The sequence below is a fragment of the Methanoculleus sp. DTU007 genome (assembly GCF_001512385.1).
GTDB classification, from domain to species: Archaea; Halobacteriota; Methanomicrobia; order Methanomicrobiales; family Methanoculleaceae; genus Methanoculleus; species Methanoculleus thermophilus.
The window spans coordinates 19,023-34,613 of sequence record NZ_LFRO01000078.1 but is presented as its reverse complement, the minus strand read 5'-3'; the positions used below and the strand labels follow the sequence as shown (position 1 = coordinate 34,613).

General features: G+C 61.4%; 13 protein-coding genes. 8 read left to right on the top strand and 5 right to left on the bottom strand.

Annotated elements, in window-relative coordinates; all coding sequences use genetic code 11:
* Window positions 1-248 (bottom strand): glutamine synthetase (locus tag ACI94_RS08805; RefSeq protein WP_286681321.1); only part of this gene is annotated, 248 nt, incomplete at its 3' end.
* 104 nt (window positions 249-352) lie between these two features.
* On the opposite strand from ACI94_RS08805, the gene ACI94_RS08800 reads away from it, so the two are divergent.
* The 4 genes from ACI94_RS08800 to ACI94_RS08785 are packed head-to-tail and all read left to right on the top strand — an operon-like array spanning window position 353 to window position 4,690.
* The gene (locus ACI94_RS08800) at window positions 353-1,408 is read left to right on the top strand and encodes a glutamine amidotransferase family protein (protein WP_066958661.1); all 1,056 of its coding nucleotides are present in this window, start codon (window positions 353-355) and stop codon (window positions 1,406-1,408) included.
* 17 nt (window positions 1,409-1,425) lie between these two features.
* Window positions 1,426-2,922 (top strand): glutamate synthase-related protein, encoded by a 1,497-nt coding sequence (locus ACI94_RS08795; RefSeq protein ID WP_286681320.1) that lies wholly within the window; start codon window positions 1,426-1,428, stop codon window positions 2,920-2,922.
* A gap of 5 nt (window positions 2,923-2,927) precedes the next feature.
* Window positions 2,928-3,665, top strand: coding sequence for a hypothetical protein (locus ACI94_RS08790; RefSeq protein ID WP_066958663.1), 738 nt, complete (start codon window positions 2,928-2,930; stop codon window positions 3,663-3,665).
* Between the two features lie 5 nt (window positions 3,666-3,670).
* Complete coding sequence (locus ACI94_RS08785) at window positions 3,671-4,690, top strand: Coenzyme F420 hydrogenase/dehydrogenase, beta subunit C-terminal domain (RefSeq protein WP_273259141.1); 1,020 nt, start codon at window positions 3,671-3,673, stop codon at window positions 4,688-4,690.
* Between the two features lie 51 nt (window positions 4,691-4,741).
* On the opposite strand, the gene ACI94_RS08780 is transcribed toward ACI94_RS08785, so the two are convergent.
* Entirely contained in the window at window positions 4,742-5,140 is a 399-nt protein-coding gene (locus ACI94_RS08780; protein ID WP_066958667.1) for a hypothetical protein, read from the bottom strand.
* A gap of 213 nt (window positions 5,141-5,353) precedes the next feature.
* Here ACI94_RS08780 and ACI94_RS08775 point away from each other — a divergent pair, with 213 nt between their 5' ends.
* On the top strand, window positions 5,354-6,517 hold the full coding sequence (locus tag ACI94_RS08775) for a chloride channel protein (RefSeq protein WP_066958668.1): 1,164 nt from the start codon (window positions 5,354-5,356) through the stop codon (window positions 6,515-6,517).
* Between the two features lie 170 nt (window positions 6,518-6,687).
* On the opposite strand, the gene cca is transcribed toward ACI94_RS08775, so the two are convergent.
* Both cca and thpR read right to left on the bottom strand, forming a co-directional pair.
* On the bottom strand, window positions 6,688-8,061 hold the full coding sequence (gene cca, locus ACI94_RS08770; RefSeq protein ID WP_066958670.1) for a CCA tRNA nucleotidyltransferase: 1,374 nt from the start codon (window positions 8,059-8,061) through the stop codon (window positions 6,688-6,690).
* Entirely contained in the window at window positions 8,058-8,597 is a 540-nt protein-coding gene (gene thpR / locus ACI94_RS08765; protein ID WP_066958672.1) for an RNA 2',3'-cyclic phosphodiesterase, read from the bottom strand. The genes cca and thpR overlap by 4 nt, the downstream gene beginning before the upstream one ends.
* A 340-nt stretch (window positions 8,598-8,937) precedes the next feature.
* Here thpR and ACI94_RS11075 point away from each other — a divergent pair, with 340 nt between their 5' ends.
* The 3 genes from ACI94_RS11075 (at window position 8,938) to ACI94_RS08750 (ending at window position 13,790) form a co-directional block, all read left to right on the top strand.
* The gene (locus tag ACI94_RS11075) at window positions 8,938-9,099 is read left to right on the top strand and encodes a hypothetical protein (protein WP_318010079.1); all 162 of its coding nucleotides are present in this window, start codon (window positions 8,938-8,940) and stop codon (window positions 9,097-9,099) included.
* Complete coding sequence (gene nrdD, locus ACI94_RS08755) at window positions 9,096-12,671, top strand: anaerobic ribonucleoside-triphosphate reductase (RefSeq protein WP_286681319.1); 3,576 nt, start codon at window positions 9,096-9,098, stop codon at window positions 12,669-12,671. Before ACI94_RS11075 ends, nrdD begins: the two co-directional genes overlap by 4 nt.
* An 87-nt stretch (window positions 12,672-12,758) precedes the next feature.
* Complete coding sequence (locus tag ACI94_RS08750) at window positions 12,759-13,790, top strand: DUF1786 domain-containing protein (RefSeq protein WP_066958678.1); 1,032 nt, start codon at window positions 12,759-12,761, stop codon at window positions 13,788-13,790.
* Between the two features lie 43 nt (window positions 13,791-13,833).
* On the opposite strand, the gene ACI94_RS08745 is transcribed toward ACI94_RS08750, so the two are convergent.
* Window positions 13,834-15,381, bottom strand: a complete 1,548-nt coding sequence (locus ACI94_RS08745; protein WP_150468744.1) for a hypothetical protein — start codon at window positions 15,379-15,381, stop codon at window positions 13,834-13,836.
* Window positions 15,382-15,591 lie beyond the last annotated feature (210 nt).

Genomic DNA, 15,591 nt, shown 5'->3' with positions numbered 1-15,591 from the left:
CGCCAGGGCAGGAGCGTGTAGGTCGAGAGGTCGGGTTTGAGCACCATATCGGACTCCTCGATCCGGACGAACCCCTCGATCGAGGACCCATCAAAACCGATACCCCCGGTCAGGGCCTTCTCCGCCTGCTTCACCGGGATAGCGACGTTTTTAGGCATGCCGAGGAGGTCGGTGAACTGCAACCGAAGGAATTTGACATTATCCTTTTCAATACGCTCAAGCATCGCAGAAGTGGCATCGCGGGACATGTGGAAGGTTACTTCTATCCGATGAAATAAATATCTATTGACACAAATACTCCCTAGTAAGTTCAGAAAACAGCAACAGAGCATTAACTTATTGAGTGTTTACCATGTGCGGCATATTTGGTGTAATGGATAAGGGGCGCCAGATGATGGACGGTTCCGGCATCCGGGAAGCCCTCTCCATGATGAACGAGCGTGGTAGCGGCGAGGGGGCCGGGTACGTCGCCTACGGCATATACCCTGACTACCGGGACTGCTACGCGCTCCATATCCTCTTCGACAACGCGTGCGAGAGCAAGGCAGTTGTCGACGCAACGCTGGAGCAGTGGGGAACGATCGAGCACGACGAGGCGATCCCCACCTACGACCAGCCAAACCTCCGGGTAAACAGCACCCCCTGGCGCTACTTCTTCAAGCCAGACCCATCTCTTGCGGCGCCGGGCAGTGAATCGCCCGAGAAAGATGTCATTGCAAACCTTGTGATGCAGATCAACGCGAGTGCAAAAGGTGCCAAGATCGTCTCGTCCGGCAAGAATGTCGGCGTCTTCAAGGCCAGCGGCTGGCCGGAGGATGTGGCGAATTACTACCGGATCGAGGACTACGAGGGCTACATCTGGCTCGCGCATAACCGCTATGCGACGTCGAACCCGGAACTGTGGGACCGGCCCGACCCATTCAACCTGCACGACTGGAGTGTTGTGGAGAACGGTAAGATCACCTCCTACGGGACCAACCGGCACTACGTCGAGAGTTTCGGCTACACCTGCTCGATGTCCACCGACAGCGAAGTCATCGCATACATGCTCGACCTCCTTGTGCGGCGGCACGGACTTGACATCAACCTCGCAATCCGGGCGTTCGCCCCACCCTACTGGGAGGATATCGACCAGATGCCCGAGGCCGAGCAGAAACTGAACCGCGCTCTCCGGTTCGCCTACGGTTCCGCGACAATGAACGGACCGTTCACCGTCCTGGCCGCGAACCCCGAGATGATGGTCGGGTTCACCGATCGGGGCAAACTTCGCCCGATGGTCGTCGGCGAATGCGGTGACCGCCTCTATATCGCAAGCGAAGAGGTGGCGATCCGCGCCATGGAGCCTAAGGTGGAGTCAATCACGCGGCCGGCTGCAGGAGAGCCGGTGATCGGGAGGGTTGCCCAGTGAGCAGCAACTTCGGCAGTATGCCGCTGCGCTACCGGATCACGATCGACCGTGATCAGTGTATGGAGTGCGGGCGGTGTATTGAGAACTGTTCCTACGGAGTCTTCCGGCGCGACGGCGATCGGATCCTGATCAACTCCCGGAAGTGCACCGCCTGTCACCGGTGCCTCACCTACTGCCCCCGGGATGCCATCATGCTTGAGGAGCACCCGTGCGACTACCGGAGCCACCCCGTCTGGACCCGGACGGTCAGGGAGGCAATCTACAACCAGTCCCGGACGGGTAAGATCATCCTCGCCGGGATGGGCAGCGTCGTCGATCTCCCGATCATCTTCGACCACCTGATGCTGGACGCCTGCCAGGTCACCACGCCGCCGACCGACCCGCTCCGCGAGCCCGTCGAGCTCCGGACCTATCTCGGGAAGAAACCGGGGAAACTCGACTTCCAGAAGAAATCGAACGGCGACGTCGAACTCACCACGGAACTCACCCCGAACCTCATGGTTGAGACGCCGATCCTGCTCGGCCACATGAGTTTCGGTGCGATCAGCCTCAACGCCCACATCGCGATGGCCCGGGCGGCAAGGGAGACCGGCACCTACATGGGTACCGGCGAAGGAGGACTACACCCAGGTCTCTACCCCTACCAGGACAGGATGATCGTCCAGGTCGCATCCGGGCGGTTTGGTGTGAACATCGATTACCTTGAGCGCGGCGCCGCCATCGAACTCAAACTCGGCCAGGGTGCAAAGCCCGGCATCGGCGGGCACCTCACCGGCGAGAAGGTGAGCGCGGACGTCGCCCGGACGAGGATGATCCCGCAGGGCAGCGATGCGATCAGCCCTGCACCGCACCACGACATCTACGGTATCGAGGACCTCCCCCAGTTCGTCAACGCCGTCAAGGAGGCGACGGGACGGAAGAAGCCAATCTTCGCAAAGATCGCCGCCGTCAACAACAACGCCGAGAACGTGGCGGCCGTCGCCCGTTCCGGGGTTGACGCCATCGCGATCGACGGGTTCCGGGGCGGCACCGGAGCGGCACCGCGGGTCTTCCGTGACCACGTCGGCATCCCGATCGAGGTCGCCATCGCGACAGCAGATAAGGAACTTCGCCGGCAGGGGCTCAGGAACGAGGTCTCCCTCATCGCCTGCGGCAGCATCCGGGAGAGCACGGACGTCATGAAGGCGATCGCCCTCGGTGCAGATGCAGTCTACATCGGAACCGCAGCCCTTGTGGCGATGGGTTGCCGTGTCTGTGGAAACTGCTATCAGGGCCTCTGTCCATGGGGTATCGCGACCCAGCGCCAGGATCTCGTGGACCGCTTGAACCCTGACGTGGCATCGAAGCAGATCGCAAACCTGATCCACGCATGGACGCTTGAGATCACCGAACTGATGGGAGCAGCCGGCATCAACAGCATCGAGAGCCTGCGCGGCAACCGCGACCGGCTCCGGGGCTACATGCTCGACGAGGGACTCCTGAAGGTACTCGACGTGAAACCCGTGGGAGCGTGAGCAGAATGGCAAAACAAGTTGTTATTGATGCGAAGGGGATGCACTACACGCCCTTGAACCAGCAGATCAGAAAGGCCATTGAAGACGGTGCTGACGAGATCGTCATCAACAACGTCCTCGGACAGCGGTTCATCGGCGATGGTCTTCGCGGGAACGCTACCATCCGGGTCAACGGTGTCGCAGGCGGCGACCTTGCCATGTTCATGAGCGGGCCGACCGTCATCGTCCACGGCAACGCTGAGCACGCGCCCGGCAACACGATGGATAGCGGAAAGGTAGTTATCCACGGGAGTGCCGGAGATGCGGTGGCACACAGTATGCGGGGCGGCAAGGTCTTCGTCCGCGGAGACATAGGCTACCGCGGCGGAATCCACATGAAGCAGTACGAGGCGCAGCGCCCCGTTCTGGTCGTCGGAGGATCCGCTCAGACGTTCCTTGGCGAATATATGGCCGGTGGCCTTCTCATCGTTCTCGACCTCAATGGAAAGATGAAGGCACACGAGATCGGAAGCGGCATCCACGGCGGAGAGATCATCATTCGCGGCGACGTGGATGATGCCAATCTTGCCTCAGGGGCAAAGAAGGTCCCGCTCACCGAGGAAGACAGAAGACGGATCGCCCCGGTGCTCCGGGAGTTTGCCGCCGACTTCGGGCTCGAGCCGGAGCCACTCGTGAACGCTGACTATACCCGGATCGTCCCTGCGAGCGCACGGCCCTTTGCCGGGAAGTATACGTGGGAGTGATAGGCATGGAGATGAAGACATACAAAGATCTGGAGTCCGAGGTCTGGAAGACGGGCCTCTGCTCCGGGTGCGGGGCGTGCGTGGCGGTCTGTCCGGCGGATGCCCTCCGGTTCGAACCGGGGAACACCGATGCACCGGTGAACATCGGCTACTGCAAGGCTGACAACGACAGCGTCCCCTGTGGGGCATGCTACGCGGCCTGCCCGAGAGTGGACCTTGCAGGGCAGGGCCAGATGCTCGGGCCGTACATGGATATCGTTGCGGCCCGGTCGGCCTTCCCGGTCGAGCGGAAACAGAGCGGTGGTGCCGTGACGGCAATCCTCGTGAACGCCCTCGAAGAGGGGCTGATCGATGCGGTCGTCACGGTGACGCGTGATCCCTGGACGATGAAGCCGTCCTCCGCGGTGATCACTTCTGCAGAAGAGCTCGTCCTGCATGCCGGAAGCCGCTACTCCTGGTGGGTGCCGCTTCTCGCATCCCTCAAGGAGGCAGTGGTCACCCGGAAGTACCGGCGGATCGCCGTGGTGGGCGTGCCCTGCGTGGCACGGGCGACACAGGCGATCAGAACCAGCGAGCATGACCTTCTTCGGCCCTATGCAAAGGCGATCCGGCTCGTGATCGGTCTCTTCTGCACGGAGACCTTCGACTACGCGAAACTGGTCGAAGGAAAACTGCAGTCGGAGAGGGAGATCGAGCCCTGGGAGATCAACCGCCTCGATATCAAGGGGAAACTGGACGTCTACCTGCAGGATGAGCGGCAGCTCTCCATCCCGCTTGCCGAACTGGAGGAAGCGGTCCGGCCCGGGTGCCATGTCTGCACCGACTTCACGGCCGTTGAGGCGGACGTTTCAGCCGGGGCCGTCGGGTCACCGGGCGGCTACACGACACTCATCATCCGGAACGATATCGGCCGGGGTTTCGTCGACCGCGCGGTCTGGCGGGGCAAACTCTCGACCGGCAGCAACGTCGACCTCGCCGTCATCGAGCGCCTGGCGGCGAAGAAGGCAGAGCGGCGACAGGAATAATCTCTTTTTTATTCGGGAATTTAGAAACGTAAAGACAGGATGCCGGAGAGGCTACCCTGTCCTTTGTGCGGCCTGTTCTGCTGCATACCCAATACCTGTGGCGATGATCGGGATATTCAGGTATCGCACCCCGACCTGCGCCATGTAGGTGCCGAAATCCATCCCTGCGAGGGGCAGGAGGATGAGGATATCGAGCACCCAGTTGATCAGCAGCCAGACGATACCAAGCAGGATACCTTCCCGGACAAAATGGGCGTGAATATTCCCAAAGTAGACCAGGATGAGGAAGACCCCGAGGGCTGTAGAGAAGACAAGGAGGATTGTCTTGATCAGGAAGACGTCGTAGAGCGGTATACCCTCCGGCGAATAGAAGAGGAGCGAGAGGAGGAAAGGAAGGAGCCAGGTGAGGATGCCGAAACCGATGAGTCTTCCGGTTTGTGTCACGTTCATAGAAGAAGGGTACCATTCCAATGGGATATCAGGCCATCGTAATCGCTCCGGGATGAGCCCGGCACCCTGCATAAAGACCGGGCAGATGTCTTCCCGGCCTGCATCTTCAGAGAAGCGCCGCAGAAGTCTCTGGAACGGCTCGGGTACCCTATCTCTCCCCCCGCGGAACCGCTCGCGGTCGGCATATATACCCGTCCGACATAAGGGAGAGACGTGAACCATCCCGGAGACAGCACCGCAGCCCCGCCCGGCGGAGACGGGGTCGAGCGGTACTCACCCCGGTTCGTGCTCGCCGCCATCCTGATCGCCGTCACGGCCGCCGGAGCGATGGTGCTCTTTCTCGAGGTACAGAGGCTCGGAGAGGCTCTTTTATGGCCAGACTCGTTCCCTGTTCCTCTCTTTCCTCTGGTCCTTTCGACCGCGGGCGGTCTTTTGGTCGGGCTCTGCCTGCACGTCTTCGGCGACCACGTGCTGCTGCTCCAGCAGAGTATTGTAGAGTTTCAGAAAACCGGCCGGTTCGAGCCGCGGCACCTTCCCGCCGGGCTGCTCGCCATCTACCTCTCGCTGATCTTCGGGGCGAGTCTCGGGCCCGAGGTGGCCGCCATCGATATGGGCGGGAGCATGGGCACCCTTGCCGGCGACCGGCTGCGGAGCCGGGTGCGGACGCTCTCAATCGCCGGTATCGCCGGTGCCCTTGCGGGGTTTGCGATCTACCTTCAGATCACCAAGACTGCAGGCGGTGCCCTCTATCCGCTTCCACCGCTTGGAGAATTCTTCCCGCTATACCTTGTCTACGCCGCGATCCTCGGGCTTGCCGGTGCGGCGGCGGGCGCCCTCTTCATCGGAGCATTCCGTCTCTTTCACCGCCTCATGACACCCCTTGCCGGGCAGCACCTGATCAGGGGTCTAGCCGGGGGTGTCGGGCTCGGTATTGCCGGGATGGTCTTTCCGCTCGTGCTCTTCTCGGGACAGAACGAGTTCAAGACCGTCCTTGAGACGGGGGCGGCTGCAGGTGCGGCCGTGCTGCTCCTGCTCGTCGCGGCAAAGATTCTCGCGAGCACATGGTGCATGGCGACGGTTTTCAAGGGCGGGCCGATCTTTCCGCTGATCTTTGCGGGCGGGACGCTCGGTCTCGCCGTCAGCCTCCTGATCCCTGCGATCCCGCCGGCCGTCGCCGTTCCCGCCGTCATGGCAGGAATGATCGTCTGCGTCCTCAAGGCCCCGGCCGCGGTGATCCCGATCGTGGCGCTCGTCTTCCTGCAATGGGAGGTCCTGATCATCGTCGCCATCGCGACCGTAACCGGGTATTACGCCACCAGAAAGATCGAGATGTTTCCTCACGATGGCAACGGAGGAGACACAGGGAGCGTGCCGTAAACGCAGGGCCGTTGGTAAGATGGTAACTGAGGTCTCCCCGATGAAACGGTCGATGATATCTGCAAAAAAGTAACGGATGGTCTGTGCCGCGCCCGCCTAACCTTTCTACCGGGACGGGCGCTACGGCATAGCCGCAATTGAGGAGTTTGTCGTGGTTCGGGCGAGCCCTCTCATTTCCCCGTCCTCCTCATGATTCTCGCAAGAGGCGACGACCGCGCGAGGAACCTCGAGATGAACTCAGCAAACTCCTCATCCCAGCACTCCACACCGACCTTCACCGTCCAGCCCTGCTTCATCGAGCGGCGGACGTGTTTGCCGAGGGCAACCTCAAAGAGGGTCCTGGACCGCAGAAGGTCTACGGCCCGGGTGAACGTGCGAGGAACCTCCACCACGTAGCGGCCCTCCTCGACGTAGGGTCCGGCAAAGACCTCTTCACGAACATACTTTGCGAGGAACTTCTCAGCGTTTCCCCGCGACCAGAGCGGCGGGCCGATGTGCCGGCGCATCACCGGGACGGTCTCGTTCATCAGCTCAAAGAGGAGCATGCACCGCTCTTCCCCCATGCAGACATCGATACGATTGACGGCAAACTCGCTCCGCTCCAGGAGTTCCCGGATCGATTCAGCGGACTTCCGAAGCTGAGGCACCACCGTATCGGGGGTGTAGTCCGGCGTCTTGAAGGTGAGCGTGAAGAGATGCGTCCCACGGGCGGCGAGGAGACGGGTGAAGACCTCCCGGGTGAGCGGGGGCGAATCCGGCCGGCAGAAGAACTCTATCGACGGCTCGGCAAGGTAGCCGCGTGCGAGTTCGGCAAACTCGAACATCCGCGAGAGTGAGAGCGCCGCCGCCACGTTCCGCTCCGGGTCGACCGGATCGATGACGACGAGCGGGTCCTCAAACTCCTTCGTCCCGTGCTTCTCGATATCGATCACTTCCCCCGGCCGCCAGCGGGCGGCGGCCTCGAGGAGCGGGTGGAACCCACCGTAATAGATCGTCAGCAGTTCGCAGAGGTAGCCCGAGAACCCCTCGGTCATATGATCCGATCCGTAAACCCCGCCTGCCTTCGCAAACTGCTTTAAGAGAAGGACGTCGTCGGCGTAGTCGCCTATGTGCGAGAGTATGTAGCGGGTATGAAACGGAGTCCGGTCCACGGCGCTCTTGATCTTGGTGGCGCTTTCGACGGCGTAACAGGGAACGAGATCGATATCGAGCGAGTTGATCGTTGCGTTGACGTAAGGGTGCTCCGCGTATTTCTCGCGCCAGGTCGCGCCGAACTCCTCGGCGACCCGGTGCGCGAGCGCTAGACCCTGCTCCTGGAGTTCTTCGCGGGAGAGAGAGGGGTCAAAGAGCATGAAGATGTCAAGGTCCCGATCGCCCCGGACGAATGTATCGCGGGCGACCGACCCTACCATCATCGCCTTCGCCATCCCCGACCGCTCCACCGCCTCGATCAGGCGTTTCCCCATCGTCCGGATGTAGGTCCGCTCTTCAGGCGTGGGGCGGATCTGTTTGAGCACCTCCTCCTCGCAAGGGTATCGGGTCACAGCGGAACCTCCGCGAGATCCTCGTATATCGATCCGCGGGGCGTGAGCGTGCTCTTCTTGAGTTTGATGCTCTCCACCCGGAATCTCCCAAGCGGTTCACGGGGAGTGCACGCCACCTGCGAGGAGAGGGAGGGGTGGTACTCTTTCACCCGCGCAAGGGTCACATGAGGCCGGAATGGGCGTTTTTCGCGGGGGAACCCGAGCGGTGCAAGGAGATCATCGATCTCCCGGGCGAGAGCGGCACTCTCGCCATTGTCTGTGACGTCGCACCAGACCACCCGGGGTCTCTGTGGTGGATTGCAGACCGCACACCCGACCGTCAACTCGAAGGGATCGGCCCTGACAGCCCGGAGCGCATCGATGATCGGCTCAATCATTGACGGGTCAACTTCACCCAGAAACTTGAGTGTAATATGAAGATTTGCGGGATCGACGATGGCGAGGCGACCGCCGGACTTCGCCAGAATCTCCTGCGACAGACGAGCCTTCTCGCGGATATCCCCCGCGAGATCGATTGCAACGAACGTCCTGACCATATTACCGTACTATCGTGCTTCACCATACAAAAGATGATTGTTCAGCGGAGGCGCGCCCGAAAAAACACGGCGAATCGGCGTTGAAAGAAGAGTTCGGTGGATATTTATCCCGGGGCTCCCCAGCGTGATACAGGGGACCGCCCCCATTATGAATCCATGCACAGCATCGAATAACAGATGATATATCGAGATGAAGCCAAATCTTAACAACTGACTCCCGGGGGGTATTACCATATCCGATACAGCGCAATTTATCGTTTATACACTTGAATTTTGCCCGAACTGCGAAATTCTAAAAGAATTTCTGGCCTCAAGAGGGGTTGCCTACACCGAGTGTGACATGGCATCCATCGAGGCGCTGACAGAACTTCGCATGAACGGTGTATTCGTGCAGGAAGCGCCGGTACTGCAGAAGGGCGATACGTTCTATACATCCAGTGACCTCTTCAGCGAAGGCGCACTCCGAGAGGACTTTGTTGCCAATCTGATCGCGGGGGCATGAGGTTGGCTCGTAAGTCGACGCAGGCGACCTTATTTGGGGACTTCGTCCCCACTTTTCCGAAAGTCAGGACTTCGCGGGGCTACCTCCTCGACTGGGACAGGAACAGGATCATCCGGCAGATCGTCGAGGAAAGCCGACTCGTAGAGGTCTTCTACGGCTACAAGGGAGCGGATGAGGAGACGGCAAAGGAGATCGCCCGGCTGGTTGAGAAGAAGATCCAGATGCTCGGTCTGCAGTCGCTTTCCGGTCCGCTGATCCGCGAGATCGTCAACATGACGCTTCTTGAGCGCGGCCTGGTCCCCTACCGGAATGTCTGCACGAGGGTGGGAACCCCGGTCTTTGATGCGCACCTCATCGATGTGGGGAGAGGGTTTGAGGCCCACGACAACGCCAATCTCCAGGAGAATGCCGAGACCTCGCACAAGAAGAAGGCGGACAAGATCAGCAAGGAGCAGTATCTCCTGCAGCTCCCTCCGGAGCTTGCGGACCACCACCTCCGCGGCGATCTCCACATCCACGACCTGGAATACTTTGGTACTCGCCCGTTTTGCCAGGATTGGGACCTGCGTTACTTCTTCTACTACGGCCTGATGCCCGACGGCAACGGGACGAAGGCCTCGGTGGCCGGCCCGGCGAAGAGGGCCGAGGTGGCGGTACTCCACGCGGTCAAGGCGCTCGGTTCCGCCCAGACGAACTTTGCCGGCGGTCAGGGCTACTACAACTTCCTCACATTCATGGCGCCCTACTTCGAGGGGATGGACTACGAGGAGATCAAGCAGCTGATGCAGATGTTCGTCTACGAGATGACCCAGATGATGGTCGCCCGCGGCGGCCAGGTGGTCTTCTCGTCGGTCCAGCTCTCTCCCGGCGTCCCGACCCTCTGGAAAGACAAGCCCTGCGTCTACCGCGGCAAGGTCTGGGATGGGAAGCAGGCGCCGCTCCGGACCTACGGTGAGTTCGAGCGGGAAGTCCGGCTCCTCTTCAAGGCGCTGATGGAGGTGATGCTCGAGGGGGACTACTGGGGCAAACCCTTCTCCTTCCCCAAGCCCGAGATCAGCATCGAGCCCGACTTCCTCACCGAGGACGAGGAGTTCAACCGCAAGCACCCGGATCTCCCGACCTACCATGACCTCTACCTGATGACGTTCGAGCTCGCGTCCAAGTACGGCACCCCCTACTACGACAACCAGATCCCCGCCTACCGGGGCGCCGGGGAGGGAATCTCGTGCTACCAATGTCTTTCGGGGGACGAACTGATCCCGGTGGCCGATCATGACGGTCGGATCGCCGTCAGGGCGATCCGCGACCTCTTCACCGTTGCCGCAAAGAACGGAAGACGGATCGACTCGTTCGGAACAGAGCTCGCCTACTATGATGGAAAGGCGCCGAGCGTCGATTTCACAACCCTGGAGTCATCGCTTCGCCCGTTCCGCGGCGTGATGCGCCAGAGATATACCGGCGACCTTCTCCGGATCACCCTGGAGTCGGGGCGGCAGATCACCGTCACCCCTGATCATCCGGTCTATGTCCTGAGAGGAGCGAGGTTCGAGAGAGCGGCAGCAGAAGATCTCAATGTCGGCGACTACCTGCCGGTGTTGAAGACCAGCGAGTTCTGCGAGAGGCTGACGACGGAGATCGATGTCGCAAAGACTCTTTCAAAGGCGGGCCATGCTGATGCGATCCGCATCACTGATGATCAGGTGCGGCTCCGGAGCGGCGGGCGGGCCGGTCTGCCCCGCATGCTCCCGGTCAGCCGCGAACTCGCAGCGCTCCTCGGCTACTACCTTGCGGTCGGGCAGAGGGCGCAGTCGGGGCGGCGCTACATCGTCCGGCTCGCATTCAACAAGATGGGCTCAGACCTTGCGACGGACGCCGCGGCATGCATCCGCGCCGCCCTGGGGTATGAGCCGGAGATCCGCGAGACGACGGCGGGAACCGAGGTCGCCATCAACAGCAAGCTGGTCTACCTTCTGATCGACGCTCTCGGGTGCGGCTCCACTGAGCGCGACAGATCGGTCCCCGATCTCCTCTTCAATCTCGACTATACGCTCGTGGGCGACTACCTCGGCGCGGCCTTCCGCGCGGGAGAGGAAAAGACCTACAGACGCCCCGCACGGAGCATCAGACTGAAGACTGCCTCCCGGGATGCCGCGCAGAGACTGGTCTGGCTTGCAGGAAGGATCGGCGTTCAGATGAGTTATCTTGAGCGTGAAGAGATTATCGGGGCGCCCAAAAAGACCTACATCTGCAGGATCACGGACCAGGAGCAGATCGAGAGGTTCTACGCGGAGACCGGATGCTGTACTGAAGTGCCGCGAGGCCGGCAGACCTACGGGCCCTTCGCCCGTCTCCCGGAGAGAGCAGGGGCAACCGGGCAGGCGGCCCTTGCCTGCGCGAGCAGGTACTCCGCCGGCGGGATAGAGGGGATCCAGATATCGCTGCTTCTCCCCCCCGTCGCCTGCGGGATCGGGATGGAGAAACTCGCCCGTGGAGACGTCCACCCGCTCCGTATCCGCTCGATAGAACCGGTGGAGTCCGACGGTTACGTCTACGACATCGTCGATGTCGCCGGCACCCACACATTCGCAAACGCGCTCGGCATCGTGACCGGGAACTGCTGCGCCTACCAGTTCTCATCGCTTGCCAACGAGGACGACGAGTTCGAGGACAAACTCTACTTCCGTGAGGGAAAGCACTTCTCGATGGGCTCCTGGCAGGTGATGTCCATCAACTGCCCGCGAGCGGCGTACAAGGCGGAAGGCAACCAGGAGCGGCTCATCGCCGAACTGAAGTCCCTGATGGATATCGCGGTCGACCTCTTCCGGATCAAGCGCCGCTGGATGTCACTGATCCGGGCGAACGGCCGGATGCCGTTTGCGATGCAGCGCCCGAAGGACCCGAACACCGGCGAGCGCGGCGCGGTTGCCGTGGACCTCGAAGGGCTTGTCTACACCATCGGGGTCGTCGGTGTCAACGAGATGGTGCAGCACTTCACCGGCTACCAGCTCCACGAGTCGCGCGACGCGTTCCGCCTCGCCGTCCGGACCATGACCGAACTCGAGATGTATGCTCGTGAACTCTCGCAGAAGTACAACATGACGATCGCCCTCGCCCGCACCCCGGCGGAGACGACCGGCCAGCGGTTCGCGGTCGCCGACCTCCTCGACGAGCGGTTCAGGGACCACGCCATCCGGGTCATCAAGGGTGACGTAGACCGGGCGCTCGAGATGCTCGGGACGACGCTCGATCTCCCCATCTACTACACAAACGGGACTCATGTCACTCCGGCGGCCCCCGTCCCGCTCACGAAGCGGATCGAGATCGAGCACGTCTTCTTCCCCATCGTGGACGGCGGGAACATCTTCCATATCTGGCTCGGGGAGGCCCGCCCGGATCCACGGGGGCTGATGGAGATGGCGATGAACCTCTGCCGGACGACCCAGATCGGTTACTTCGCCTTCACCCGGGACCTGACGGTCTCCTTAAAGGAGTACCGGGAGTTGAAACCGAAGCATCCAGATCACGGGAAGGCGGCCGGCATCTTCCCGGCTGCGGACCAGGTGGATGCCTGACCGCGATCATACCTTTTTTCTGACCATACACCGAAACCCTGTTAGTGGCTGCCTGCCGTAGGGCTGTAGCGGCACGTGAGGGAATCAATGATCGATCTGATAGATCCGCTTCTTGCAATCGACGTCGGCAGAGGCACCCAGGACATCCTGGTCTACGAGCCCGGCCGGCCGATCGAGAACAGCATCAAACTGGTCCTCCCGTCCCCGAATGTGGTGGTGGCAGAGAAGATCCGGCAGGTGACGCAAGCGCGGCGCCCGGTCTTCCTGAACGGGTTCCTGATGGGCGGCGGCGCGAACACGGGTGCGATACGAGAACACCTGGCAGCGGGGCTCCCCGTCTACGCTACTCCCGATGCCGCTGCGACCATCCACGACGACCCGGAGCGGGTGCGGGCGCTTGGAGTCGAGATCAGGACCTCTCCTCCGGCGGATGCAGTGACCATCCATGCCACCGACTACATGGAGCCCGAACTTCGAGAGACGTTCTCCCTCTTTGGCATCGACTACCCCGAGAATATCGCTGTCGCGGTCCAGGACCACGGCTACTCTCCCCACCGCAGCAACCGTATCCATCGGTTCGAACTGATGCGTCAGCAGCTCGATGCCGGGGACTGGGACATCTTCTCACTCGTTTCCGACCCACCGCTCGCCGACATGACCAGGATGCAGGCGATCCGGCGGCAGGCACCTCGTGCGCTCGTCACCGATACCGGGCCGGTCGCCATTATCGGAGCGCTCTGTGACCCGCAAGTGCGGCGCATGGCGGATGCCGGGGTTATCCTCGTCAACGCCGGGAACGGGCACACCCTCTGCTTCACTCTGAAAGGGCGGGAGATCTACGGGGTCTTTGAGCACCACACCGGCTCGCTCGACCCCGAGAAGCTGCAGCACTATATCCGACGGCTCGCCGACGGTACGCTGACCTCAGAGGAGGTCTTCGATGACGGCGGCCACGGGGCGGCGATCCGTAAACCGCTCTCAACCAGGGCCATAGCCGTCACGGGGCCCAACCGGCTCCGGCTGCTCCCGGAGGCATACCAGGCAGCGCCCTTCGGGGATATGATGCTTTCAGGGTGCTTTGGGCTCGCACGGCTCTGGAAGGAGTTCAGAGAAGAATAACATGGGTTCGGGGATCTCTGGATGACACATCCCGGAGAAGAACTCACCCAACCCACCCGAGCAAGGTACGGAAGAACTCCGCAAACATCTCGAATGGGGACGACGAGGACCCGACTTGCGCCTGCCCCTCGGGCCCGGTCATCTCTTCTTCAGTATAGATGGCCGTTACCTCCTCCTTTCCCAGGTTCTTGATATGATCCAGGTGCCCGACCGCCCCGACGACGATCGTATCGTGGTCAAGACCTCGCGCCCATGCCTCCGGTATCGTCTCAGAGGGGTGGAGGGTTGAATTGGTAAGACCTGCAAGTGCGTAGATCGCAGGGAGCGATCGCTCCTCCGCCGCACCGATATCCCCATCTGGCCTGATGGAGAGCACCGGGTCGGAGACGCCGGATGAGAGCAGTCTCTGATCGCCGGCAAAGGAGTATGCCCGGAAGGCAAAGAGATCCGGGTACCGCGTCAGGTCGGTGATCAACCGCTCCTCTGGGAGCGTGAGGTTTGCAAGCGCAAGCCTCCCTGTCCGGGTGGTGACCGAGAACTCCCAAACACCGCGCTCCCCATCCTGGAGACTGGCGGGCTCACGTATCCTCGTAATCTCGTAGACCCCGGTCTCTACCGGTGGCGGCACCAGGACAACGTAACCTTCCCCCTCCTTGATGGCCGAGAGGTTTCGCGCCTCGACCGTCACGGTGACGGTGAACGTCTCTCCCTCAAAGACTGCCCGTGGGTGTCGGCCGCCAAGGGTCATGCCCGGGTCGAGCAACCAGTCAAGACTCGCGATCTGCACCCCTCTCCGGGTGAGGGGGACATCCTCCGGGGTCCGGTCGAGGATAACCCCGACACCCCTGATGATCAGGCCTTCATGCGGCATGGCGAGGGATGGGGGCGTCTCTGTCTCGTTCGTACTGCTCCCATTGAGTTTAAGTGGCGATGCGGATGTGACGATCTGGTGATCACCTTGAGGCAGCGGCCGGCCATGGGATTGATGCGCCTTCGCCATCGTCGCGCTCGGTCTCGGGGGCGCATACTTCTGCAGGGTCGGTACCGGTGGCGGAGTCGCCTCAGCCACCTCGTCGCCGGATTCATCCTCATCACCGGGCTCATCGGCGGTGGCGGTCACCGTGGCGGTAGACGCCGGGGGGGTTGTGTTCGAGGACGGCGTGAGTCTCGCCTCCTCGGTGGACATGAGCCTCAGCGCCGGTTCTTCTGTCTCGTCGTCACCGGAACCATTCGTGAGAGGGAATTGGTCTGAGGTCGATTCACGAGTGAGCGCTGCAGTCGGGGCGGGTATGGCCGTCGTTCCCGGTGCCGGTTCCGTTGTCGCCAGTGCTTTATCGGGAGGGGATGCGGTCTGCTCCGGCGTGGCCTCCCCATGTATCATGGAGAGCGGGTCCTTTCTTATCACAGCTTTCTGGTCCCCATTCTTTGGTGCGACCACTACCGGATCTGAGGATGCGTCCTGGAGAACCAACTTCTCCTCAACGTCCTCCGATAAACCTTCGGTGCTGTTTATGGGATCCGGGAGGGCGGATACGGGAAGAAGAAGACCTAAAGAGAGCACCAGGAATAAGAGTGCAAGATGGAGCCTCACCGGTGCCACCTCCAGAATTCCGAAGAACTATGCACAACCTCCGTCAGTCTGTTCCAAAAGATTGAGGGCTCCTTCACTCGCCCAGATCCCCCCTTCATGGGAATCTCATGGAACGCATAACGATATAAATAACTTCCGAAGAGGGGTGCTTGAAAGCCTCCCGGATAGAGCCGGTCCGGGAGATAAGGGAAGAGTTAGGTAATTGAGGAA

Coding starts and splice junctions, on each gene's coding strand:
- nrdD (WP_286681319.1), top strand. CDS start 9,096: ATGAGGTTGGCTCGTAAGTCGACGCAGGCGACCTTATTTGGGGACTTC.
- ACI94_RS08780 (WP_066958667.1), bottom strand. CDS start 5,140: ATGAACGTGACACAAACCGGAAGACTCATCGGTTTCGGCATCCTCACC.
- ACI94_RS08750 (WP_066958678.1), top strand. CDS start 12,759: ATGATCGATCTGATAGATCCGCTTCTTGCAATCGACGTCGGCAGAGGC.
- ACI94_RS08795 (WP_286681320.1), top strand. CDS start 1,426: ATGCCGCTGCGCTACCGGATCACGATCGACCGTGATCAGTGTATGGAG.
- ACI94_RS08785 (WP_273259141.1), top strand. CDS start 3,671: ATGGAGATGAAGACATACAAAGATCTGGAGTCCGAGGTCTGGAAGACG.
- ACI94_RS08790 (WP_066958663.1), top strand. CDS start 2,928: ATGGCAAAACAAGTTGTTATTGATGCGAAGGGGATGCACTACACGCCC.
- thpR (WP_066958672.1), bottom strand. CDS start 8,597: ATGGTCAGGACGTTCGTTGCAATCGATCTCGCGGGGGATATCCGCGAG.
- ACI94_RS08800 (WP_066958661.1), top strand. CDS start 353: ATGTGCGGCATATTTGGTGTAATGGATAAGGGGCGCCAGATGATGGAC.
- ACI94_RS11075 (WP_318010079.1), top strand. CDS start 8,938: ATGGCATCCATCGAGGCGCTGACAGAACTTCGCATGAACGGTGTATTC.